The following is a 23498-nucleotide window of genomic DNA, read 5'->3' as shown; positions in this document are numbered from 1 at the left end:
TTAAAAAAAATAAAAAATCATTAAAAAGTAAAATTAATAAAAATATCATTTAGTAAATAAAAAATTATTTTTAATGAAAAGTAATTTTTTTTTGTTCAATCGAATGAATTTGCATTTTAATAATATCACTAACAGGATCTTCTGGACGCTGCTCAACAAAATATAATAAATCTGAAATAGCTGCACGATAACAATTTAATTGAGAGAAAATTAATCCTCTATCTCGAATTTCATATGGATCTTTAGGTTTTAATGTTAACAAAATATTACTTACATTTAAAGCTAATTCTATATTTTGTTCTTCAATTAGAGCTATTTTTAGCATATCTAATATTTTTTGCGTAATAGTTGATGAATTCGATTCTTTTAAATGATGATCATTTAATTTAGCTGAAGGACTAATATTACCTTTTAACCAGGATTGTAAAATATGTTCATTCAGTATATCCCCATTAACGGGATCAATATATAATAATTTTTCTTCTAAACTTTTAAATTTTACAATCAATTGTGTTGGAAATATTATTGGAATAATTGATAAGTTCAATTGACTAGCAATATACATAAAAAATATTCCTAAAGAAAAAGAATTTCCTTGATTAGATAAAATTACTTTATCTAACCATAACATATCAGATAATTTATGCATTTTAACCGAACAACCAAAATTCCATTTTTTATAAAAAATAAATAATAATTTTTCTAATTTTTCTATTTCTGTTAATTTTTCGGAAATAAATAATAAAGATTCTTGAACTTTATTTGTACATATTTTCATTATATTTTCTTCTGGAAAATCACAACGAATTTTTACCATAAGTTTAATCATAATCTCAAACAAAGATGTTGTAGAAAAATCAATATTGTTTAAATTTATCATATATTATCCTAAATAAATGTAAAAAATTAAAATGATATATAAAACAAAATTTTCATAAAATTATATTTTTATATTTAAAAAACCAAAAGTTACTCTATTACGATTAGAATAATCTTTTATAGAAGATATTTTTATAAAAAAATTATTTTTAAAAAGTTTTTTTACTATTTTTGCTTGTTTGTAACAATGTTCAATATATAACCAACCCTCAGAAACAAAATAATGAAAAGAATTTCTTATAATATATTTTATACACTCTATTCCATTTTTTCCAGATACTAAAGCAGAATAAGGTTCGAAAAAAAGATCAGAGGAATTATAGAAATCTTTTATAGATAAATATGGAGGATTACAAACAATAATATGAAATTTCCTTAAAGGAACATGTGAAAACCAATTACTATAAATAAAATCAACATTTTTAATATTTAACTTTTTAGAATTATAACGAGCTACTTTTAATGCGTTTAAACTATTATCTACTCCAATAATATTACATTTAGAATGTTTCGAAGCTAATGATAAAGCAATTGCACCACAACCAGTACCTAAATCTAAAATAGTATTTGTTTTTGAAGAAATTTTTAATAAAACCTGTTCTACAAGAATCTCAGTATCCGGTCTAGGAATTAATACGAAGGGAGAAACAAAAAAAGATAAAGACCAAAATTCTTTTTTTTTTATAAGATAGGCAATAGGTTCTTTTAATACTCTTCTATATAATAAGTTATTTAAAACTAATAAATCGTTTTTTTTTATTTTTTTTTTTTTATTATAAAATAATTCTTTCTTTGAATATTTTAATACAAAACATAATAACAGTTTTGAATCTAATTTAGATGTTTTACTATTAAATAATTTTTTTTCAGCACATGATAACCATTCTATAACATTCATTATATAATACCAGTTTTTATTCCATTGTTAATAATAAATCTGCTTGATGTTCTTGTAGTAAAGGTTCTATTAATAAATCTAATTTACCTAAAAGAATTTCATTTAAACGATATACTGTTAAATTAATTCGATGATCTGTTACTCTGTTTTGAGGAAAATTATACGTTCTGTTTCTATCTGACCTAGATCCAGTTCCTAATAAATTCCTTCTCATTACTGAATTTTCTAATGCTTTTTTTGCGTTATTTTCAGAATAAATTTTGGCAGATAATACAGATAAAGCTTTTTCTTTATTTTTATGTTGAGATCTTTCATCCTGACATTCAACAACATTACCTGTAGGAATGTGAGTAATACGAACAGCAGAATCAGTTGTATTAACATGCTGACCTCCAGCTCCAGAAGAACGAAATGTATCAATTTTTAAATCAGAAATATTTAAAATTATTTTTTTTGATTTAGGAATTTCAGGCATAATTGCTACAGTACATGACGAAGTATGTATTCTACCTTGTGATTCTGTTTGCGGAACGCGTTGTACTCTATGACCACCTGATTCAAATTTTAATCTTCCGCAAGCTCCTATGCCAATTACTTTTAAAATAATTTCTTTATATCCTCCTATCTCTCCTTCGTGCATATTAATAATACTTACTTTCCAAGATTTTAAATCAGCATACCTCATATACATTTTACATAATTCTCCAGAAAAAATAGCAGCTTCCTGTCCTCCGGTAGCAGCTCGAATTTCAATAAAACAACTATTTTTATCATAAGGATCAATAGGTAATAATAATAATTTAATTTTTCTTTCAATTTCTTTCTTTTTATTTAATAATTCATATAATTCTTCTTCAGCTAATTTAGCAATAACAGAATCATCTAATAATAATCGAGTATCTTTTATTTCTGATTTTATTGATAGCCATAAAAGAAATGACTCATGCAATTTAAATAATTCTGATTTTTCTTTAGATAGTTTAGAAAATTCTTCCTTATTAAACGTTAAATAATTACGTGACAATAAAGACTCTAATTCTGTATACCTTTTCATTAAATTTTGTAATTTTATAATTATTGATTTTTTCATAAAAATAAACCTATTTAATATAAAAATATAAGAGTAAAATAAAATAAATATATATCAATATATAATTAATCATATCATAATATGATTAAATATATATAATAAGAATAATCTATTTAATAAAAATAGATATTCTTAAAAAACATTTTTTAAAAAATATTTTAATTTATTAAAAAAATAATATTATAAAAAATAAATTTCTAATAAAATTTAACACATACTTATTAAATAGGATTACAATGGAAAACGTTAAATTATTTTCTGGAAATTCTACTCCAAGTTTATCAAAAAAAATCGCTAGTCATTTAAAAATAAAATTAGGAGATGCGTCTGTAAGTAAATTCAGTGATGGAGAAATTAATATACAGATTAATGAAAATATTAGAGGATACGATGTTTTTCTAATACAGTCTACATGTTTACCTACTAATGATAATTTAATGGAATTAATTATCATGGTTGATGCTTTAAGAAGAGCTTCTGCAGGACGTATTACCGCTGTAATGCCATACTTTGGATATGCAAGACAAGATAGAAGAATTCGATCATCCAGAGTACCAATTACTGCAAGAGTCATTGCAGATTTCTTATCTACTGTAGGAGTTGATCGAATTTTAACTATAGACTTGCATTCAGAACAAATTCAAGGTTTTTTTGATGTTCCAGTAGATAATATGTTTAGCAGCAGAATTTTTCTAAAAGATTTATTAAAAATTAATTTTTTAAACCCGGTATTTGTTTCGCCTGATATAGGCGGGATAATAAGAACAAGAGAAATTGCAAAACTACTAAATGACTCTGATATAGCAATTATTGATAAACGTCGACCAGCTTATAAAATACCGAAAGTAATGAATATTATTGGACAAATAAAAAATAGAGATTGTATTTTAATTGACGATATTATAGATACCGGAACAACATTATATCAAGCAACAAAAACATTAAGAAAAAATGGAGCTAATCGAATTTATGTATATGCTACTCATCCAATTTTTTCAGGTAAAGCACATAAAAATATCAAAAAAGCAAATATAGATGAAATAATAATTTGTGATACAATTCCTTTGTCAAAAGAAATAAAAAACTTAAAAAATATACGTATATTATCAGTATCTAATATGTTAGCAGAAGCGATTAGAAGAATTAATAGAGAAGAATCAATTTCAGAAATGTTTAATGAATAAAAAAAATCTTTTTTAGATAAAAAAATATTAATTTATTTATTAAATAAAATATTTTTTTTATTTTTTTATAATTAAAAATATTAATTTTAAAATAATAATTTTATTGTTATATTGATAATTTAAAAATAAAAAATATTTACTTTTATAATATAATGTTGGAAAAATTTTCAACATTATATTATAATAAATTATATCATTATATATATGATATATATTGATATATATTAAATATACCAATAACTAAATTAGTAATAAAATATTTTTTATTAACAATAAAATTATAATATTTTAAATAAATTTTTTAAAAAAAAATAGATTTTTACTAAAATAAATATATATTTATATAATATTAAAAATAATTTGGGGAAATAAACCTAAAATCATAAAAACTAACCCAATAAATAAAATAAAAAATTTTTGAACAATCGGTATATAAAAATTATATTTAATGTTTTTATTATCTACTGTTGAAGATTTATAATACAAATTGTAAATAATACTCAAATAACTTTGTGTACCTATAATACTACTTATAATAATTATTATCACTGTAATAAAAAATCTTCTTTGAATTAAATTTTTTAATATAAAAAATTTTCCCCAAAAACCTAAAGTTAAAGGAAATCCAGATAAAGATAATAAAATAATAGACATAATAACACCTAAAATAGGATCATACCAAAATAATCCTTTTAACGAATTATCTTTAATTAAATAAATTTTTTTAGAAAAAATATTAAAATCAATAATACTTTTAATACTAAAAAAACCAATTAATCCTAATATATAACCAAATAAATAGAAATGTATTTGTTTAATAATAAATATATTTTCCCGTGAAGAATACATCAACAATAACATTAACAAAAAACCAAGATTAGAAATAGATAAATATCCTATTAATCTTTGTACTTTATTCTGAAAAATAGAAACCAAGTTACCAAAAAAAATAGAAAATATAGAAATATAATATAATATATAATATAATAATTTAATATTATGCACATATGGAATACAATAAAGAAAATGTATTAAAAATGAAAATATAGAAATCTTTGTAACGGTAGAAAAATAGATCAATGAACATGAATTAGTATTTTGATATATATCTGGAGACCATGTATGTAAAGGAAATATTGATAACTTAAAAAAAAGAGATAACAATATTATACAAAACCCAAATAAAATAATACTTCCAAACATAATAGAAGGATAATATATAAATACTTGCGAAAGAAAAGAAAAACATAACCTGCCAGAAATAAAATATATAAAAGAAAATCCCAATAATAAAAAAGAAGATGAAAAAATTGACAGAATCATATATATGACAATTAATAATAGATTATTCCCTGATTTGGGAAAAAACATTAAAATTCCTAATAACGGTAAAAATAATAATTCTAAACCAATAAATAAGGTAGAAAAATGATTAGATAAAATAACTAAAATTCCACCTAAAGTAGATAAAAGAATAAAAAAATAAAATTCTATTGAATGATAATTACCATATAACAACCAAGTATATGAAAATATACAAGTATAAAAACTAGAAATTAATAACATAAATAAAAAAAAATAAGAATATTTATTAATTTTAATTAATTCAGAAAAATAATCTAACATAAAATATTTTGAATAAATAACAGACATTAAACTAAAAAAAATACCAAAAATAATAATTATATATCCTAAATATGTTTTCTTTTTATAAAAAGAAATAAGTAAAATTATTAAAATAGAAGCAATTAATATTAAAATTGGTAATATTGGAATAATACTATAAAATAGTCTAATCATAATGTTATTACCTATTTATTGAAAAAAGATGTGTAATATCTATATAACTGATCTGAAATTTCATATGAAAAATGTAAAAAAATTCTAGGATATAATCCTATAAAAATAAGAAAGCATGTAAATACAATTAAAGTTATTAAATTAAAAATATTTAATTCATTTTTTAAAATAATATGCATACTAGAACCATAGCATACACGTTGTATTAACATAATTAAATAAATAGAAGATAAAAATGAACATAAAATAAACAAATAACCTAAAATAGGATGAAAAGAAAAAATACCAAATAATATCATAAATTTACCACTAAAATTACCTGTTAAAGGAATACTTAAATTTGCAAAAGAAAAAAATAAAAAAAAAGAAGGAATAAAATACATACAAGACCATAGTCCACCCATATATAAAATATTTTGAGTTTTAATATGATAAAATATTTTTCCAAAAATTATTAATAAGGCTGCAGCAGAAATAACATAAGATAAAAAATACAAAATAGCACCTTGATAGGAAAATATATTTTCACTATATAAAGCAGCAAAAATTATACCCATATTAGAAATCGAAGAATAAGACAACAATCTTTTTATATTTGTTTGAGAAAAAGCCATTATAGAACCATATAACATTGAAAATAAACCTAAAATAACAAAAATCAAAGAAAATATATGAGATGTACGGGGAAATAAAATTAAATGAAATCTTAATAATCCATATATTGCCGGTTTTAATAAAATACCAACTAAATCAATAGAACCTGAGGGAGAAATAATTTCTTGAGTATCTGGCAGCCAATCATCAAAAGGAAATAATGGTATTTTTATTAAAAAGGATAGTAAAAAACTAAACATTAAAAAAATTTCCATATATAAAGAAATTGTTATATTTTTTAATATAAAATAATTAAATGTCCAAATTCCTGAATAATTATGATAAATACAAGCCAAATTTAAAATAGAAAAAAGTAAAGTAAAACCAGATAATTGAGAATATATAAAAAATTTCCGAGAAATATAAAAAACTTTATTCTTACTTTCACAAGAATGATTCCAAAAAATAATTAAAAAATACATAGGTATTAATATCATTTCCCAAAAGAAAAAAAATAACAACATATCTAAAGATAAAAATATACCAAACATACCTAAAACAACAAATTGTAAATAACAATAAAATAATCCAATATCTTTATTTAAAACATTCCACTCACAAGAAACTGAACACATGCCAATTAAAGAAGTTAAAAAAATCATAAGTAATGATAATTTATCTACACCTAAATAAAAAGAAATCCCATATCTTGGAATCCATATTTTATAAAATGAAAAGATAAATGTATTTACTAAAATAGAAGGATTAGAAATTCTATTAGAATAAAAGAAAAATATTGAAACTAATAAACAAATAAACATAGAAAAAAAAGCTATATAACGGGGTAATTTTTTATTTAAAAAACATGTTAAAAAAGATAATAATCCACCAATTAATGGAACAAACATAAAAACTAAAAGAATCATAAAATATATTATCCTTACTATATATTAATATATATAAATATAAAAAATTCATTAATACTATTAGAAATAAAGATTTTACATATAATTATTTTTATCAATAAAAATAATTAATAAAAATACAGTTAAACAAAAAATATACCATCTAACATGGTAAACAATATCTATATATTTAATATTAAAAAATTTACTTTTAAAAAAATAAATTATTTTTAAAAAAAATTTTTCTATATAAAAAAATTTTTTACTATTTAAATAATTTGATAGCCAATAATATGGCTTTACAAATACATAAAAATAAAAAATATCAAAAAACCAGTTATTCGAAACTAAATAATATAAAGGAGAAAATATAATTTCTAAATAATTTTTTCTTAAAAAAACATATCTACTTAAATAAAAAATAAAAAAACCTAAAATTGAAATACCAAAAGAAATATATTCTATATATAAATAATTTTCATTTAAACAAATGATTAATGGCGTATAAACAGTTTTATAAAATAAATTAGAAATAATATACTGTGTAATAGGAGTACAACCTAAACATAAAATAAATAAAGATATATCATGAAAAAAATTTTTTTCAATAGAAATAAAATTAGATTGATTCTCTCCATGAAAAATAAAAAAAAACATTCTACATGAATAAATAGAAGTAAAAAAAATACCCAAAAGAAAACAAAATAAAAATAAATTTTCCTGTTTATTAAAAATATTTAGTAATATATCTCCTTTACTATAAAAACTAGAAGTTATAAATGGAAATGATACTAAAGAAATCATACCAGTAAAAAAAGTTATATATATAAAAGGTATCCTATTATATAAATTACCCATTTTTAAAATATTTTGTTCATTATTTGTATGCTTTATAATAGATCCGGTAGATAAAAATAATAAAGATTTAAAAAAAGCATGACATAATAAATGTAGAAAAGCACCTTTAATATTTTTAAAACCTAATGCTAAAAACATATAACCTATTTGACTAATAGTAGAAAAAGCTAAAATACGTTTAATATTTGTTTCAAAAATAGCAGAAAAACTTGATATTAAAAGTGTACAACATCCAATTATAGAAAGTATATATGTTATATATATATTAAAAAAAAATAAAAAATGAACTCGAATAATTAAATATACTCCCATTGTAACCATAGTAGCGGCATGAATTAAAGCTGAAGCGGGTGTCGGACCAACCATAGCGCCTATCAACCATGTATATAATGGTATTTGAGCAGACTTTCCTATCGACGCAATAAATAAACAGAAGGAAATCCAAAATAAATAATTAGTATAACAATTTAAAAATATAATTTCTTTAGTAAGATATTTCAATACAAAAAAATCTGTAGTTTTAAAATTCAATAAAATTAAAAATATAGCAATTAAAAAAAATACATCACCTAACCTAGTCATTAAAAAAGATTTAATAGCAAAATATCCATTTTCTTCTTTTTTAAAATAAAAACCTATTAATAAATATGAACAAATTCCCACTAATTCCCAAATACAAAACATAGTAATTAAATTATTAGTTAAAACAAAAAATATCATAAAAGAGATAAACAAATTCATATATATAAAATATTTAGTATATTCTGAAGAATTATTCATATACCATAAAGAATATAAATATACACACAAGCTAATTAATAGTACTGTTCCTAACATAGATAAAGAAAAAAAATCTACTATAAAATTTAAATTAATACTATAATTATTGATAGTTATCCAGTGTAATAAAGGAATAAAAAAAACTTTTGATTGACTATACTTATTAATATAATCATATACAACATATAAAAACAAAAAAAAAGACATCACTATCGAAGATATACTAATTACTGAAACAAATTTTTTTAAAAGAAATCTTTGTAAAAAAATTAATAAAAAAGAACTAAATAATGGAAATATTCCAATATAATAAATTAAATTCATTTATAGGTCTCACTTAATTTACATATATCTAGAGTATTATACTGTTGATATATTTTTAAAAAAATTGCTAACATTATACTTGCCTCTATAGCTGCAATAGTAATAATTAATATATACATAATTTGACTATCATGTTGATTCCAGTAATGACCTACTAAAACTATTGCCAATGCTACTGAATTAGTTAATATTTCTAAACTTATCAATATAAATATCAAATTTTTATGTTTTAATAACGAAAAAATTCCAATTACAAATAAAATAATAGGTATTAAAATCCCATAATTTAATAACAACATAAATTTATATATTTTCCTTTTTAAGAATTAAAAATAAATTTTATTTTTTTTATAAAAAAATATACTAAAAATACTGAAGACAATAGTAATAAAGATATAAATTCCACTAACAAAATATATTTACTAAATAATAAAATACCAGTATTTTTTATTAAAAAAATTTTAAAAAACAAAATTTTTTTCTTCTCACTTATAAATTGAATAAATAAAATAAATAAAATAAAAAAAGTACACGTGTATAAGTACATATCATAAAAATTATTTGATTGATTTAATAAAATCGTTGAATTATGTATATTATTCTTTATTAACATTACAACAAAAATAAATAAAACCATAATTGCGCCGGCATAAATAATTATCTCTATAGTTCCTAAAAAAATAGAACCTAAAGTAAAAAAAATACCAGAAATAGAGGACATTAATAAAATTAAATATAATAAAGAATAAATCGGATTATTGCTAATCATAATTAAAAAAGAAAATAAAATAGATAAAAAACTTAATAAATAAAATATAATAACCATAAAATTTTCCCTATGGTAATAAAGATGTTACATCTACACAATTTAATATTTTTTTTGAAGCAATATTATTTGAATTTTTTTTAAATTTCACACCAGAAATAGAATAAAAATTATATTTAGAAAATTTCCCAGGTCCGGAAATTAACAAATCTTTTTTTTTATACATTAATTTTTTTCTTTTAAAATCACTTAATTCTATATCTGGTATTAATTGAATAGCGGAAGTAGGGCATGCCTCTTCACACAAACCACAAAAAATACAACGAGAAAAATTTATCTGAAAAAATTTAGAATACCAACGACCATCTTTATTTTCTGATTTTTTTAATGAAATACAATTAACAGGGCAAACAGCAGAACATAGATTACATGCGACACAGCGTTCTAAACCGTTAGGATCTCGAGTTAAAATAATACGACCTCTATATCGAAGCGACAAATTTAATGATTGTTCTGGGTATAGACGAGTTTCTCTAGGCGAGAAAATATTAGTTAATAACATTAACATACTACGAATAATACTTAAAAAACCAAAAAAAATATCTTTTATACCCATATAAAAACCTCACGTTTGTATTAAAACTCTAAAAGATGTAAATACTATATTTAATAGAGATAAAGGCAAACAAAACTTCCATGCAAACAGCATAACATGATCATACCTCGGTCTAGGTAAAGATGCTCTTAATAAAATAAATAAAAAAATAAATAATAAAAATTTTAATAAAAACCAAATAATAGGAGGAAAAAACGGACCAAGCCAACCACCAAAAAATAAACATACATTTAAAGCAGATACTACCATAATAGAAATATACTCACCAATAAAAAACATTCCAAATTTCATTCCAGAATATTCAATATGATATCCATCAGCTAATTCTTGTTCAGATTCAGGTTGATCAAAAGGATGTCTATGACAAACTGCAATACATGCAATAAAAAACATTAAAAAACCAAAAAATTGAGGAATAATATTCCATACTTTTTTTTGTGAATAAATAATATCAACTAAATTAAAGGATCCACATTGAATTACTGCTCCCATAGACGATAAACCTAAAAAAACTTCATAACTTAACATTTGCGCTACTGATCTAATAGAACCCAATAAAGCATATTTATTATTACTAGACCAACCAGCTAATAAAATTCCATATACAGATAAAGATGACATCATTAAAAAATATAATAAACCAATATTTAAATTAATAATAATTAAATTAGAAGTAATAGGAATACTAGCAAAAACTAAAAGTAAAGAAATAAAAGAAATTATTGGAGCTATAATAAATAATACTTTATCACTAAAAGGAGGAATCCAATCTTCTTTAAATAATAATTTAATACCATCAGCACATAGTTGCATACAACCAAACCAACCAACTCTATTAGGTCCATATCTATTTTGTAATAAACCTAAAATTCTTCTTTCTACTAAACTTAAAGCGCTGGCGCTAAAAACAATAAAAATTACAAAAAAAATAGTAAAAAAAATTTTATTTATCATATTATTATACCTAATTTAATAAAATATTTATTTATTATATTTCGTTAAATTAATAGCAATTTTATTAAAAAAAATAATTGGAATTCCGCTGCATCCTAATGGTAAACCCATATGAAATAAACTGATATTTTTAGATAATTGTACCGGAAATCTAAAAAATATATTATTTATTTGAAATTGTAATATATCACCATTTTTAATTTTTAATCTATCAGCATCTAAATAATTTAATTTAACATGAATAAAATTCATTTTTATAGTTTTAAAAAAATAATTTTGACTCATTTCTTCACTACCTAATAACTTATAATAAGGAATAATTTTAAAAAAAGAAAAATTATTTTTTTTATTAATAATAAATTTTTTTATAGGAAAATCTAAAAAAAATTTTTTTTTATAGTTATGAAATAATAAAATACCTTCATATATTTTTTTAAATTTCTTATTATTAATAGATGATATATGAAATGATTGATTGGAATTCCAATTAGGAGACCATAAAAACGGAGAAAAAGAAAAATTATTTTCTGTTTGCGAACTTCCTTCCATTGAAAAAGAAAACATACTATCTAAATCTACGGAAGGTTTTTGTTCATGCATATCTTTGTTAGTAATCATAGCTGCACGACCACTAAATCTAATAGGTGATCTTGCTATTTTTTGACCTTTAATTCTAAAAGAAGCAGAAGGAGAAGAATCACATATTTTTTTAAAAACAGAATTCCAAATAGAACATAGTTTCATCATTTTATCAATTGTAAAAGATATAATAGATGAAAATAAATAAATTTTATTCTTAATAGCTTGTATCCAACGCCAACTTTCTAATTTACATAATTTTTTTCTATATAAATTAGGATCATTCATTTGAAAAAATCGTTGTATACGAGCTTCGTAATTCACAATATTTCCTGAACTTTCTGAAAAATTTGTACAGGGTAAAAAAACATTGGAATGCATCACTGTTCTATTATTTTGATGATCTAATACAATAATTGTATTAACTTTTTTAAAAATATTATCTAAGAAACTAGATTCATATAATCGATATAAATCATTTTCTAAAATAACTAAAATATCTACTTTTTTACAATAAATTATGTTAAATATTTCATTTAAGGAAATACTTGGAATTAAAGATAATCCTATACTATTTGCTGAAGGGGGGAATAATGCTAAACCAACTGGCAATCCTTTTTTTTGTAAAGATTGAGCAATATTAAATGATACTTTAAGAATATCAATATTATTATATGATGTACCTGAAATAATTAATGGTTTTTTTGCATTACATAATGCTTTAGTAATTAAATCAATTTTCATAAAAATACTTTTTTTATCTTTATTCTTAATATTTATACCATTAAGATGATCTAATATTAAAGTACTGAAATATACTTGCTCTTCTATAGATCCAAAATAACATAAACTACTAATATCATCCAATTTTGTTTCATTTCCATTAATAATAAATAAAATATTTTTTTGATCTTGAGCAACATTTTTTATTGCATTAATGTGCCATAATGGTATATTATTATTTTTTGATATATGAGAATAAATACCACGTACTGCTTGACGTACAGATAAAGCGGCTAATGATGCAGTTTGTGTAATATCTTCACTTATAATTAGAATTACATCATATTTTTCAATTTCTGAAATAGAAGGTATATGTATACCTCCATTTTTTATAATACTTCCAATTAATTGTACGCATTCATCTAATTCTGGTAACATTCCATTAGAAAAATTCTCTTTTCCTACTAAATTATATAATGCCATATTACTTTCTATACTAGCTCTAGAAGAACCAATACCTAATATTGAATTAGAAGAATTTCGAAAAATAGTAGTAATAATTTTAATTGCATCAGAATAATCTAAAAATTTTTTTTTATTATTTTCTTGTATAAAAGGTTTAGTTACAGAAGTAGAATTTACGTAATTACAACCAAATCTACCTAAATCACATAAAAAATATTTATTTATTTTTCTATTATATCTATTGTCAATACGACATAATTTACCTAATCTTTCTCCCAAACTAATATTACACCCAATACTACAACCATGACATATACTAGGAGAATATTGTAAATCCCATTTACGATGAAAATTTTGAATATTACTTTTATCGGTAAATACACCAGTAGGACAAACGTCAATTAAATTACCAGAATACTCACTTTCTAATAAACCATCTTCTAATCGACCAAAATAGATTTTATTACTAGAACCATAAACTCCAAAATCTTTTCCTCCAGCATAATCAGTATAATATCTTGAACAACGATAACAAGTAATACATCTATTCATACAATGTGATACAAAAGGACCTAAATATTGATTTTTAAAAATACGTTTTTTATATCTATATCTACGTATATGATGTTGATTTAATACAGTCATATCTTGTAAATGACAATTACCTCCCTCAGAACAAACTGGACAATCATGAGGATGATTTAACATCATTAATTCAATAATACTTTTCTGAAAATTTTTAACATCTGAATCTATAACTGATATTCTGATTCCTTCTCTTATTTCTGACATACAGGACATAACAACAGATCCTATTTGATCTGTTTCATCATGAAAAACTCTTACTGCACACTGCCGACAAGATCCAATACTACCTAAAACAGGATGCCAGCAAAAAAAGGGAATGTTAATTCCGACAGACAAACATGCTTGTAATAAATTATCTGATTTTTTAACAAAAAAAGATTTTTTATTAATATAAATTTTAACCATTATTAAATACTCACTTGATAATATTTATTATAAAAAATATATAAACAGATAAAACAAAATAAAATTAATCTTATACTTTTATAATATATAATAATATTTTTTTAAATTATTAATTCTATAAAGAAATAATATCAATATTATTTTTTTGTGTTTTATATTTATTTATCCCTTTTTCAAATTCAATTCGAAATAACTTTATTGCGCTTTGTAAGGGGGATATTGCTCCTGGAGCATGCGCACAAAAAGTTTTTCCGGGACTTAAGTAAAGGCACAATTCTTCTAATATAGAAATATCATTAATATAACCGTTCTTTTTTTCTAAACTTTTTAATATCTTTACTATCCATGGTAATCCTTCTCTACAAGGAGTACAAAAACCACATGATTCACGTGAAAAAAATGTTTCAATATTTACTAATAAAGAAACAATATTAATTTTATTATCAATAGCCATAGCAATTCCAGTTCCTAATCGACTACCTATTTTTTGTAAACTAGTAAAATCCATTTTTATATCAATATCATCACAAGATAAAAAATTAGTTCCAGCTCCACCAGGTTGCCAAGCCTTTAAAGTAAAATTCTTTTTCATGCCGCCAGCATAATCTTCTAAAATTTCTCTAGCAGTAATTCCTAAAGGTAATTCCCATAAACCTGGTTTTTTTACTCGACCTGAAAAACCTAATAATTTAGTTCCAGAATCTATACCTTTAGATAAACTCAAATACCAATCTGGTCCGTATAAAATAATTGCAGGAATATTGGACAAAGTTTCAACGTTATTTATACATGTTGGTTTACCCCATAAACCATAATTAGCTGGAAAAGGGGGTTTAAATCGTGGATTAGCTCTCCTTCCTTCTAAAGAATTAATTAATGCAGTTTCTTCACCGCAAATATAACGACCCGCTCCAGTATGCAAAAATAAATCAAAATTAAAATTACTATTTAATATATTTTTACCTAAAAAACCAAATTTATATGCTTGATTAATCGCTTTAATTAAAATTTTTTCTGATAAATAATAATCACCTCGTAAAAAAATATATCCACAGGAAGACTGTAAGGCAAAAGCACTAATAATCATACCTTCAATTAACTGATGAGGCAAATGTTCTATTAAAAATCTATCCTTATACGTACCAGGTTCCATTTCATCTGCATTACAAATTAAATATCTATTTGATTCTAAAGTATTTTTTGACATTAAACTCCATTTATTTCCAGTTGGAAATCCTGCCCCTCCTCTTCCTTTTAAATCTGATTTTTGAATTATAGATATAATATCTTCAGAAATAAATGTTTTTAAAGATTTTTTTAAAGCTTGATAACCTTGAGTATTACAATATTCATTTATTTCAATAGTTTTATAAGGTTTATTTAAACGCCAAGTTAATGGATGTGTTTCAGGTTTTTTTAATATATATTTCATTTATATTTGTCCAATAAATTTTTTATCCCTTTAACGGTTAGATGAGTATACAAGACTTCATCAACAAGCATAACAGGCCCTTTATCACAAGCGCCTAAACAGCAAGTTGGAAGAAGTGTAAAACAACCATCACTGGTTGTTTGTCCTGGATGTATATCTAATCTGGATATTAATTCACTTTCAATATCACGATAACCATTAATAAAACATACAACACTATCACAATAACGAATGATATGATTTCCTACAGGTTTTCGAAAAATATGACAATAGAATGTTGCAACTCCTTCTACATCACATACAGAAATAGATAATATTTCTGCAATCGCTACAATAGCATCTTTACAAATCCATTTCCTATTTTTTTGTACAATTTTTAATGCTTCAATACATACAGCTCTAGAATTTACATAACATTTTTTTTTTAATAAAATTTCAGAAATTTCTGATTGACTTAAATAAAACACTATTTTTTTCCTATCATTATTTATAAGATATATTTATCGATCTACATCAGACATAACAAAATCAATACTACCAAGATAAACTATTAAATCAGATATCAAATACCCACGTATTACTGAGGGGATTTGCTGTAAATGAGCAAAACTCGGGGTACGAATTCGTGTTCTATAACTAGTTGGTAATCCATCACTAATCAGATAGTAACTATTTATTCCTTTTGTTGCCTCAATCATTTGAAAACTTTCATTAAAAGGAATAACAGGACCCCAAGACATTTGTAAAAAATGTGAAATTAAATTCTCAATATTTAATAAAGATTTATTTTTATTTGGAGGAGTAGTTAAAGGATGATCAGATTTAAATGGACCATTTGGCATGTTTAATAAACATTGTTGTAATATTTTTAAACTTTGTCTAATTTCTTCAACCTTAATTAAAACTCGTGTATAAGCATCACTTGTTTTATTCCCAATTGGAATTTCAAAATCAAAATTTTGATAACCAGAATATGGTCTTTTTTTTCTAATATCAAAATCAACACCTGTAGCTCTTAAACCTGCTCCAGTTACCCCCCAAGACAAGGCCTCTTCTTTACCATAAGATGCTACACCTTTAGAACGAGAAATTAAAATTCTATTTTTTAATGCCGTTTTTACATAAAAATCTAATCTCTTAGGCATCCAATCTAAAAATTTTTTTAATAAATGATGCCAATTTAAAGGTAAATCTTTAGAAAGACCGCCAATTCGAAACCAGGCAGGATGCATTCGTGCACCTGTAATACTTTCAATTAAATCATAAATTTTTTGACGATCAGTAAAAGCTAAAAATACAGTACTCATACTACCTACATCTTGAACGAATGTAGAAATAAACAATAAATGACTGTTAATTCTAAATAATTCTGATAATAAAATTCTAATAACTTGTGTTCTATCAGGTACTTGTATATTAGCTAATGATTCTACTGCTAATATATAAGGCATTTCATTAACACACCCTCCTAAATATTCTATTCGATCCGTATAAGGAATAAAACTATGCCAAGATTGTCTTTCAGCTATTTTCTCAGCTCCGCGATGATGAAAACCAATATCAGGAACACAATTTATTATCTTCTCTCCGTATAATTGTAATATTATACGAAAAGCACCATGTGAAGAAGGATGATTAGGTCCGAAGTTTAAAAACATATATTCTATTTTACTATTATTATTACGTTTTAAACCCCATGATTCCGGACAAAAACGTAAAGATTCCATAGCTAAATCTTCTCTTTGTTTAGAGAAAAAAAATTTATCTAATTCTGTTGCATGTGATGGATAATCTTTTCTTAAGGGATATCCTACCCAATTTTTAGGCATTAACAGTCGAGTTAAATGTGGATGACCAATAAATCTTATACCAAACATTTCCCAGGTTTCACGTTCATACCAATTTGAATTTAAAAAAATTGAAGTAATAGTAGGTAATTGCAAATTTTTCTTTGATAAAGCAACTTTTAAAATAAGATCACTGTTATTAGTAATTGATAAAAAATGATAAAAAACCGTAAAATCAGAACAAGGAATATACTCAATATTTTTTCGTAAACGTTCATCAACACCATATAAATCAAATAACATTTCATATGAACATATATTGTTTTTTTTTAAAAAACAAATTACTTTTATTAAAATTGAATGGTTAATCCATAAAATGGGACATTTTACATAAGTATCTTGTATAAAAAAATTTTTTTTTCCAAATAAACTAAATAAAGAAAAAATAATCGGATATTTTTTATAAAAATGTTTATTTTTACTATCTAAAAAAAAAATTTTTTTGTAAATCAATAACAGACATAATTTAATCTCAATAGGTTAATAAAAAAAATACTAATAAAATTATTTATAAAACAAATTTTTAATAAAAAATAAAAAATACATACATTTTTATTAATAATTAAAAATTATCTTCACAATCAAGGTTAATAATAGATATTCGTTTATTATTTTTCTTTTCCTTTTCAGATAACATTTTTGCTTTATATACACCCTGTTCTCCTATTACCCAAGATAGTGGACGGCGTTCTTTAGAAATAGATTTTTGTAATAAAGTTAATGCATGTATATATGCTTCTGGTCGGGGAGGACAGCCAGGTATATAAATATCTACAGGAAGAAATTTATCTACTCCTTGTACTACAGAATAAACATCATACATCCCTCCAGAATTTGCACAAGCACCCATAGAAATAACCCATTTAGGCTCTAACATTTGATCATATAATCTCTGTATTACAGGAGCCATCTTAATAAATGGTGTACCGGCAATTACCATAAAATCAGCCTGTCTTGGAGATGCACGTAATACTTCAGAACCAAAACGAGAAATATCATGAACTGAAGTGAATGAACTTACCATTTCTACATAACAACATGACAAACCAAAATTGTATGGCCATAAGGAATTTTTTCTACCCCAATTTACAATTTTATGAATAAATTTAGAAAGTGTTCCAAAAAAAATATTATTTTTTACTTGTGTATCAATAGGATCAGAAACTGATTCTTTAGTATTTAACGGATATTTTTCAAAAATATTATTATTTGTATTTGCGCGCGTTAAAGTATATTTCATTATTAATATCCTTAAATAATTAAAAATATTATTAAAATTTATTTAAAAAATTTTTATATATTATTTTATTAATAAAAATATATATATTCAATTATTTTGATATTATCCATTCTAATATATTATTTTTAAATAAAAAATATAGTGTTAAAAATAAAGAAAAAATAAAAAAACAAATACTAACAAAACCTATCCAACCAGATTCTCGTACACAAATAGACCAAATATATAAATATAATGCTTCTACATCAAAAATAACAAAAAAAATAGCAATTAATGAAAATTTAATAGGTATTTTTAATCTAGCATCACCAAGTGAAATAACACCAGATTCAAATGGACGAGGTATATTATAAAAATATGATTTACCTCCAAGTAAATAACCTGCTATCAACATAAAAAAACATACAAAAAAACTAAAAAGTATAAAAACTAAAAAACATAAAGATTGATAATTCATGTTCATAAATATTCAAAACTCATAAAAAGTTAATTTAACATTATAATATATAATTAATAAAAAATACTTTATATAAATAAAATAGAATATCATATATAAATATTTCATATAGATAAATATAATTAATTATAACATTTTGTAAACAAAAAAGTTATAATTTTCCTCTAAGTGATATAGTAATTAAAAAATTAATTATATTTTATATATAAATAATTAATATTTTTTTAAAATAAAAAATTATATTTTTTTTTTACCCTTGATGCTGAATAAACTGACCCCATTTAATTAATATTATCTATTTTATAAAATTTTTAATATTTTTTTAAAATATCATTTATTTAATTTAAAAAAGTATTTCAGGATTCAAATAAAATTTATCAACAATAATATATTCAAGGAATATAATAATGGGAAGAATAATTGGAATAGATTTAGGAACTACTAATTCTTGTGTAGCTATCATGGATAATAATAAAGCAAAAGTATTAGAAAATTCAGAAGGAGAACGTACAACTCCTTCTGTTATTGCTTATACTAAAGAAAACGAAATATTAGTCGGTCAGCCAGCAAAAAGACAATCAATAACAAACCCAAAAAATACACTTTTTGCTATAAAAAGACTTATGGGAAGAAAATTTCAAGACGAAGAAGTACAACGCGATATAAAGATTATGCCTTATGATATTATACAATCAAAAAATGGAGATGCTTGGTTAAAAATAAAAAAAGAAAATATTGCTCCACCGCAAATTTCTGCAGAAATTCTTAAAAAAATGAAAAAAACAGCTGAAGATTATTTAGGAGAAAAAGTTACTGAAGCTGTTATTACAGTACCAGCATATTTTAATGATGCTCAAAGACAAGCAACAAAAGATGCCGGAAAAATAGCAGGATTGCAAGTTAAAAGAATTATTAATGAACCAACTGCAGCTGCTTTAGCATATGGACTAGATAAAGGAAAGGGAAATAGAACAATAGCAGTTTATGATTTAGGTGGAGGAACATTTGATATTTCCATCATAGAAATAGATGATGTTGATAAAGAAAAAACATTTGAAGTATTGTCAACAAATGGAGACACACATTTAGGTGGAGAAGATTTTGATAATCGATTAATACATTTTCTAGTATCAGAATTTCAAAAAGAACAAGGTATTGATTTAAAAAATGATCCTTTAGCAATGCAAAGATTAAAAGAAGCCGCTGAAAAAGCAAAAATAGAATTATCCTCAGCTCAACAAACTGATGTAAATTTACCATATATTACAGCAAACTCTACAGGACCTAAACATTTAAATATTAAAGTAACACGAGCAAAATTAGAATCTTTAGTTGAAGATTTAATTATTAGATCTATAAAACCTCTAGAAATTGCATTAAAAGATGCTAAATTAAAAATATCAGATATTAATGATATCATTTTAGTAGGTGGTCAAACTCGTATGCCACTTGTACAAAAAAAAGTAGCAGATTTTTTTGGAAAAAAACCAAGAAAAGATGTAAATCCTGATGAAGCTGTAGCTATTGGAGCTGCTGTTCAAGGGGGAGTACTATCTGGAACAGTAAAAGATGTATTATTACTAGATGTAACACCGCTATCATTAGGAATTGAAACAATGGGCGGAGTTATGACTCCTTTAATCAATAAAAATACTACTATACCAACTAAACATAGTCAAACTTTTTCTACAGCAGAAGATAATCAATCTGCAGTAACTATACACATATTACAGGGAGAAAGAAAAAGAGCATTAGATAATAAATCACTCGGACAATTTAATTTAGATGGAATTCAACCAGCACCTAGAGGTATTCCACAAATAGAAGTTACTTTTGATATTGATGCAGATGGTATTTTGCATGTTTCAGCAAAAGATAAAACAACAGGAAAAGAACAAAAAATTACTATACAATCTTCATCAGGGTTAAATGAAAACGAAATTAAAAAAATGATTTCAGAAGCACAAGAAAACTCTGAAAAAGATTTACAATTTGAAGAATTAGTAAAAGTTCGAAATCAAGGCGATCAAATTTCTCATAATACAAAAAAACAAATAAGCGAATGTAAAGAAAAAATTGATCAAAATACTAAAACTGATATTGAAAAATCTCTACAAGAACTAGATTTATCTTTAAAAGGGGAAGATAAAGAAGAAATTGATAAAAATATACAAAAAGTATTACAGTTTAATTTAAAACTAACAGAATTATTAAAAAAAAGTAATGAAGAAAAAAATTACAAAAAACAAGAAAATACAGAAAAAAATAATGATGATGTAGTAGATGCAGAATTTGAAGAAATTAAAGAAAAAAATAAAAAATAAAATAAAAATATCTATTTCTTGAAATAATAATTTTAATTATTTAATCTATTTTTTAAATAAAAGGGTGTAGAAATTAAATCTACACCCATTTTTATATATCAATTCAGGATAAAGAATATTATGACACAACAAGATTACTATAAAGTTTTAAATATTTCTAATACAGCTAATGAAAGAGATATAAAAAGAGCTTATAAAAGACTTGCTGTAAAATACCACCCGGACAGAAATCCAGGAAATAAACTTGCAGAAGAAAAATTTAAAGAAATCAAAAAAGCTTATGAAATTTTAAGTGATTCAAAAAAAAGAAGTGCATATGATCAATATGGACATGCAGCATTTGAACAAAATAATAATTCAGATAATTTTCATAGTAGTTTTACTAGCTCTACATCTGATTTAAATGATATATTTGGTGATGTTTTTGGTGATATTTTTGGAAATCAACGAAAAAATAAACAAGAAAAAGGATCAGATTTACAATATAATATTAATCTTTCTCTAGAAGAAGCAGTTCAAGGAGTCACGAAAAAAATAAAAATTCCAACATTAGAAGAATGTAAATCATGTTCTGGGACAGGTTCTGCGTATGGATCTAAACCAAGTACTTGTACTCATTGTAATGGACACGGGCAAATACAAATGCGAAAAGGATTTTTTAGTGTACAACAAACATGCCCAAATTGTAATGGAGAAGGAACTATCATAAAAAATTTATGTAAAATATGTTATGGACAAGGAAGAATAAAAAAATCTAAAAGTTTATCTATTAAAATTCCATCAGGTGTTGATACCAATGATCGTATTCGTTTAAATAATGAAGGAGAAGCAGGAAAAAACGGAGCAAAATCTGGAGATTTATATATACAAATTACAGTAAAAAAACATCCTATTTTTAATAGAGAAGAAAATAACTTATATTGCGAAATACCTATAAATTTTGTTATAGCAGCTTTAGGAGGGGAAATAGAAGTACCAACCTTAAAAGGAAGAGTAAACCTTAAAATACCCTCTGAAACACAATCAGGTAAATTATTTAGAATACGAGGAAAAGGAATAAAATCAGTTAGAAAAGGATATCCTGGAGATTTATTTTGTAAAATAAAAGTAGAAACACCTGTAAATTTAAATTCATTTCAAAAAAATCTATTAACACAACTAGGAAAAAGTTTTGGTGATTTTAAAGGAAAAAATCATAGCCCTCAATCCAAAAGATTTTTTGATAGTGTAAAAAGATTTTTTGATAACCTTACACAATAAATATAAAAATAAGAGGGTATTGCTGTCTATAAATAAAAATAGAAGCAATACTTGTTAAGTTAAACAAATTTACAATATAACAATTACATACATTTAATGTTTTTTATCAATACTGATTTATGTCTAGCTGCTTTATTAATATGTAAAATACCTTTTGAACAATATCTATCAATATAAGATTGCAAAATACGAAAAGCTTGATAAGCTTTATTTTTATCTTTTATTTTAATAAAAAAATACACTTTTTTAATAAATGTTTTAATAGTTGATCGTTTACTAATATTCAATTTTCTACGTTTTTCAGATATAATTGAGTATTTTTTAGATGATTTTATATTTGCCAAAATAATTATAACTCCCAAATCAAAAATAAAAAAAATTATTTTTTAAATTTATTTAAAATATCTTATAAAAAATACTTTTTTTTATAAAAAATTAAATTATTCATGTTAATATTAAAAAATATATACTATAGGTAATAGTATCAACAATTAAAGAAAAAATATACTATATATTATATTTTTAGAGTA

20 protein-coding genes are annotated in these 23498 nt (G+C 23.0%); 3 read left to right on the top strand and 17 right to left on the bottom strand.

What is annotated here, in order from left to right; translation table 11 throughout:
* Positions 1 to 70: 70 nt before the first annotated feature.
* The 3 genes from BUCICURT3053_RS00595 to prfA are packed head-to-tail and all read right to left on the bottom strand — an operon-like array spanning position 71 to position 2867.
* On the bottom strand, positions 71 to 880 hold the full coding sequence (locus tag BUCICURT3053_RS00595; RefSeq protein ID WP_154061093.1) for a tetratricopeptide repeat protein: 810 nt from the start codon (positions 878 to 880) through the stop codon (positions 71 to 73).
* Positions 881 to 940: 60 nt separating this feature from the next.
* Positions 941 to 1777: a peptide chain release factor N(5)-glutamine methyltransferase gene (gene prmC / locus BUCICURT3053_RS00590; protein ID WP_154061092.1), complete on the bottom strand. Its 837-nt coding sequence runs from the start codon at positions 1775 to 1777 to the stop codon at positions 941 to 943.
* A 16-nt stretch (positions 1778 to 1793) separates the two neighbouring features.
* A complete protein-coding gene (gene prfA, locus BUCICURT3053_RS00585; protein ID WP_154061091.1) occupies positions 1794 to 2867 on the bottom strand; it encodes a peptide chain release factor 1 in 1074 nt (357 codons plus the stop codon).
* Positions 2868 to 3103: 236 nt separating this feature from the next.
* On the opposite strand from prfA, the gene BUCICURT3053_RS00580 reads away from it, so the two are divergent.
* Positions 3104 to 4051: a ribose-phosphate pyrophosphokinase gene (locus BUCICURT3053_RS00580; RefSeq protein WP_154061090.1), complete on the top strand. Its 948-nt coding sequence runs from the start codon at positions 3104 to 3106 to the stop codon at positions 4049 to 4051.
* A gap of 339 nt (positions 4052 to 4390) precedes the next feature.
* Here the strand turns inward: BUCICURT3053_RS00580 and BUCICURT3053_RS00575 are convergent, their stop codons facing one another.
* The 13 genes from BUCICURT3053_RS00575 to ndhC form a co-directional block, all read right to left on the bottom strand.
* Positions 4391 to 5851 carry an NADH-quinone oxidoreductase subunit N gene (locus BUCICURT3053_RS00575; protein ID WP_154061089.1) on the bottom strand — a complete coding sequence of 487 codons (1461 nt, stop codon included), beginning with the start codon at positions 5849 to 5851 and terminating at the stop codon, positions 4391 to 4393.
* An 11-nt stretch (positions 5852 to 5862) separates the two neighbouring features.
* Positions 5863 to 7371 (bottom strand): complex I subunit 4 family protein, encoded by a 1509-nt coding sequence (locus BUCICURT3053_RS00570; RefSeq protein ID WP_154061088.1) that lies wholly within the window; start codon positions 7369 to 7371, stop codon positions 5863 to 5865.
* Between the two features lie 75 nt (positions 7372 to 7446).
* Positions 7447 to 9312 carry an NADH-quinone oxidoreductase subunit L gene (locus BUCICURT3053_RS00565; RefSeq protein ID WP_154061087.1) on the bottom strand — a complete coding sequence of 622 codons (1866 nt, stop codon included), beginning with the start codon at positions 9310 to 9312 and terminating at the stop codon, positions 7447 to 7449.
* Positions 9309 to 9611, bottom strand: a complete 303-nt coding sequence (nuoK, locus tag BUCICURT3053_RS00560; protein WP_154061086.1) for an NADH-quinone oxidoreductase subunit NuoK — start codon at positions 9609 to 9611, stop codon at positions 9309 to 9311. The genes BUCICURT3053_RS00565 and nuoK overlap by 4 nt, the downstream gene beginning before the upstream one ends.
* 20 nt (positions 9612 to 9631) lie before the next feature.
* A complete protein-coding gene (locus BUCICURT3053_RS00555) occupies positions 9632 to 10138 on the bottom strand; it encodes an NADH-quinone oxidoreductase subunit J (protein WP_154061085.1) in 507 nt (168 codons plus the stop codon).
* A gap of 10 nt (positions 10139 to 10148) precedes the next feature.
* Positions 10149 to 10694, bottom strand: coding sequence for an NADH-quinone oxidoreductase subunit NuoI (gene nuoI / locus BUCICURT3053_RS00550; protein WP_154061084.1), 546 nt, complete (start codon positions 10692 to 10694; stop codon positions 10149 to 10151).
* 9 nt (positions 10695 to 10703) lie between these two features.
* The gene (gene nuoH, locus BUCICURT3053_RS00545) at positions 10704 to 11648 is read right to left on the bottom strand and encodes an NADH-quinone oxidoreductase subunit NuoH (protein WP_154061083.1); all 945 of its coding nucleotides are present in this window, start codon (positions 11646 to 11648) and stop codon (positions 10704 to 10706) included.
* A gap of 27 nt (positions 11649 to 11675) precedes the next feature.
* A complete protein-coding gene (gene nuoG / locus BUCICURT3053_RS00540; RefSeq protein ID WP_154061082.1) occupies positions 11676 to 14408 on the bottom strand; it encodes an NADH-quinone oxidoreductase subunit NuoG in 2733 nt (910 codons plus the stop codon).
* Positions 14409 to 14523: 115 nt separating this feature from the next.
* Complete coding sequence (nuoF, locus tag BUCICURT3053_RS00535) at positions 14524 to 15840, bottom strand: NADH-quinone oxidoreductase subunit NuoF (RefSeq protein ID WP_154061081.1); 1317 nt, start codon at positions 15838 to 15840, stop codon at positions 14524 to 14526.
* A complete protein-coding gene (gene nuoE, locus BUCICURT3053_RS00530; RefSeq protein ID WP_154061080.1) occupies positions 15837 to 16307 on the bottom strand; it encodes an NADH-quinone oxidoreductase subunit NuoE in 471 nt (156 codons plus the stop codon). Before nuoE ends, nuoF begins: the two co-directional genes overlap by 4 nt.
* 33 nt (positions 16308 to 16340) lie before the next feature.
* The gene (gene nuoC / locus BUCICURT3053_RS00525) at positions 16341 to 18140 is read right to left on the bottom strand and encodes an NADH-quinone oxidoreductase subunit C/D (RefSeq protein ID WP_172598436.1); all 1800 of its coding nucleotides are present in this window, start codon (positions 18138 to 18140) and stop codon (positions 16341 to 16343) included.
* A 109-nt stretch (positions 18141 to 18249) separates the two neighbouring features.
* On the bottom strand, positions 18250 to 18927 hold the full coding sequence (locus tag BUCICURT3053_RS00520; protein WP_154061079.1) for a NuoB/complex I 20 kDa subunit family protein: 678 nt from the start codon (positions 18925 to 18927) through the stop codon (positions 18250 to 18252).
* Between the two features lie 91 nt (positions 18928 to 19018).
* On the bottom strand, positions 19019 to 19390 hold the full coding sequence (gene ndhC / locus BUCICURT3053_RS00515; RefSeq protein ID WP_154061078.1) for an NADH-quinone oxidoreductase subunit A: 372 nt from the start codon (positions 19388 to 19390) through the stop codon (positions 19019 to 19021).
* Positions 19391 to 19791: 401 nt separating this feature from the next.
* On the opposite strand from ndhC, the gene dnaK reads away from it, so the two are divergent.
* Both dnaK and dnaJ read left to right on the top strand, forming a co-directional pair.
* Positions 19792 to 21708 carry a molecular chaperone DnaK gene (dnaK, locus tag BUCICURT3053_RS00510; protein WP_154061077.1) on the top strand — a complete coding sequence of 639 codons (1917 nt, stop codon included), beginning with the start codon at positions 19792 to 19794 and terminating at the stop codon, positions 21706 to 21708.
* Positions 21709 to 21828: 120 nt separating this feature from the next.
* Positions 21829 to 22968 (top strand): molecular chaperone DnaJ, encoded by a 1140-nt coding sequence (dnaJ, locus tag BUCICURT3053_RS00505; protein WP_154061076.1) that lies wholly within the window; start codon positions 21829 to 21831, stop codon positions 22966 to 22968.
* 83 nt (positions 22969 to 23051) lie between these two features.
* On the opposite strand, the gene rpsT is transcribed toward dnaJ, so the two are convergent.
* Entirely contained in the window at positions 23052 to 23312 is a 261-nt protein-coding gene (gene rpsT, locus BUCICURT3053_RS00500) for a 30S ribosomal protein S20 (RefSeq protein ID WP_154061075.1), read from the bottom strand.
* Positions 23313 to 23498 lie beyond the last annotated feature (186 nt).

The sequence above is a fragment of the Buchnera aphidicola (Cinara curtihirsuta) genome (genome assembly GCF_900698895.1).
GTDB classification, from domain to species: domain Bacteria; phylum Pseudomonadota; class Gammaproteobacteria; order Enterobacterales; family Enterobacteriaceae; genus Buchnera_F; species Buchnera_F aphidicola_AX.
Note: the sequence above shows the minus strand (reverse complement) of the source record. Positions and strands in the feature narration are given on the sequence as shown.

Bases quoted from the DNA above. Each gene is read 5' to 3' on its own strand.
- dnaJ (WP_154061076.1), top strand. From the start codon at position 21,829: ATGACACAACAAGATTACTATAAAGTTTTAAATATTTCTAATACAGCT.
- nuoK (WP_154061086.1), bottom strand. From the start codon at position 9,611: ATGTTGTTATTAAATTATGGGATTTTAATACCTATTATTTTATTTGTA.
- BUCICURT3053_RS00520 (WP_154061079.1), bottom strand. From the start codon at position 18,927: ATGAAATATACTTTAACGCGCGCAAATACAAATAATAATATTTTTGAA.
- BUCICURT3053_RS00570 (WP_154061088.1), bottom strand. From the start codon at position 7,371: ATGATTCTTTTAGTTTTTATGTTTGTTCCATTAATTGGTGGATTATTA.
- BUCICURT3053_RS00580 (WP_154061090.1), top strand. From the start codon at position 3,104: ATGGAAAACGTTAAATTATTTTCTGGAAATTCTACTCCAAGTTTATCA.
- prmC (WP_154061092.1), bottom strand. From the start codon at position 1,777: ATGAATGTTATAGAATGGTTATCATGTGCTGAAAAAAAATTATTTAAT.
- BUCICURT3053_RS00595 (WP_154061093.1), bottom strand. From the start codon at position 880: ATGATAAATTTAAACAATATTGATTTTTCTACAACATCTTTGTTTGAG.
- nuoF (WP_154061081.1), bottom strand. From the start codon at position 15,840: ATGAAATATATATTAAAAAAACCTGAAACACATCCATTAACTTGGCGT.
- nuoH (WP_154061083.1), bottom strand. From the start codon at position 11,648: ATGATAAATAAAATTTTTTTTACTATTTTTTTTGTAATTTTTATTGTT.
- BUCICURT3053_RS00565 (WP_154061087.1), bottom strand. From the start codon at position 9,312: ATGAATTTAATTTATTATATTGGAATATTTCCATTATTTAGTTCTTTT.
- BUCICURT3053_RS00575 (WP_154061089.1), bottom strand. From the start codon at position 5,851: ATGATTAGACTATTTTATAGTATTATTCCAATATTACCAATTTTAATA.
- dnaK (WP_154061077.1), top strand. From the start codon at position 19,792: ATGGGAAGAATAATTGGAATAGATTTAGGAACTACTAATTCTTGTGTA.
- ndhC (WP_154061078.1), bottom strand. From the start codon at position 19,390: ATGAACATGAATTATCAATCTTTATGTTTTTTAGTTTTTATACTTTTT.
- BUCICURT3053_RS00555 (WP_154061085.1), bottom strand. From the start codon at position 10,138: ATGGTTATTATATTTTATTTATTAAGTTTTTTATCTATTTTATTTTCT.
- nuoI (WP_154061084.1), bottom strand. From the start codon at position 10,694: ATGGGTATAAAAGATATTTTTTTTGGTTTTTTAAGTATTATTCGTAGT.
- prfA (WP_154061091.1), bottom strand. From the start codon at position 2,867: ATGAAAAAATCAATAATTATAAAATTACAAAATTTAATGAAAAGGTAT.
- nuoG (WP_154061082.1), bottom strand. From the start codon at position 14,408: ATGGTTAAAATTTATATTAATAAAAAATCTTTTTTTGTTAAAAAATCA.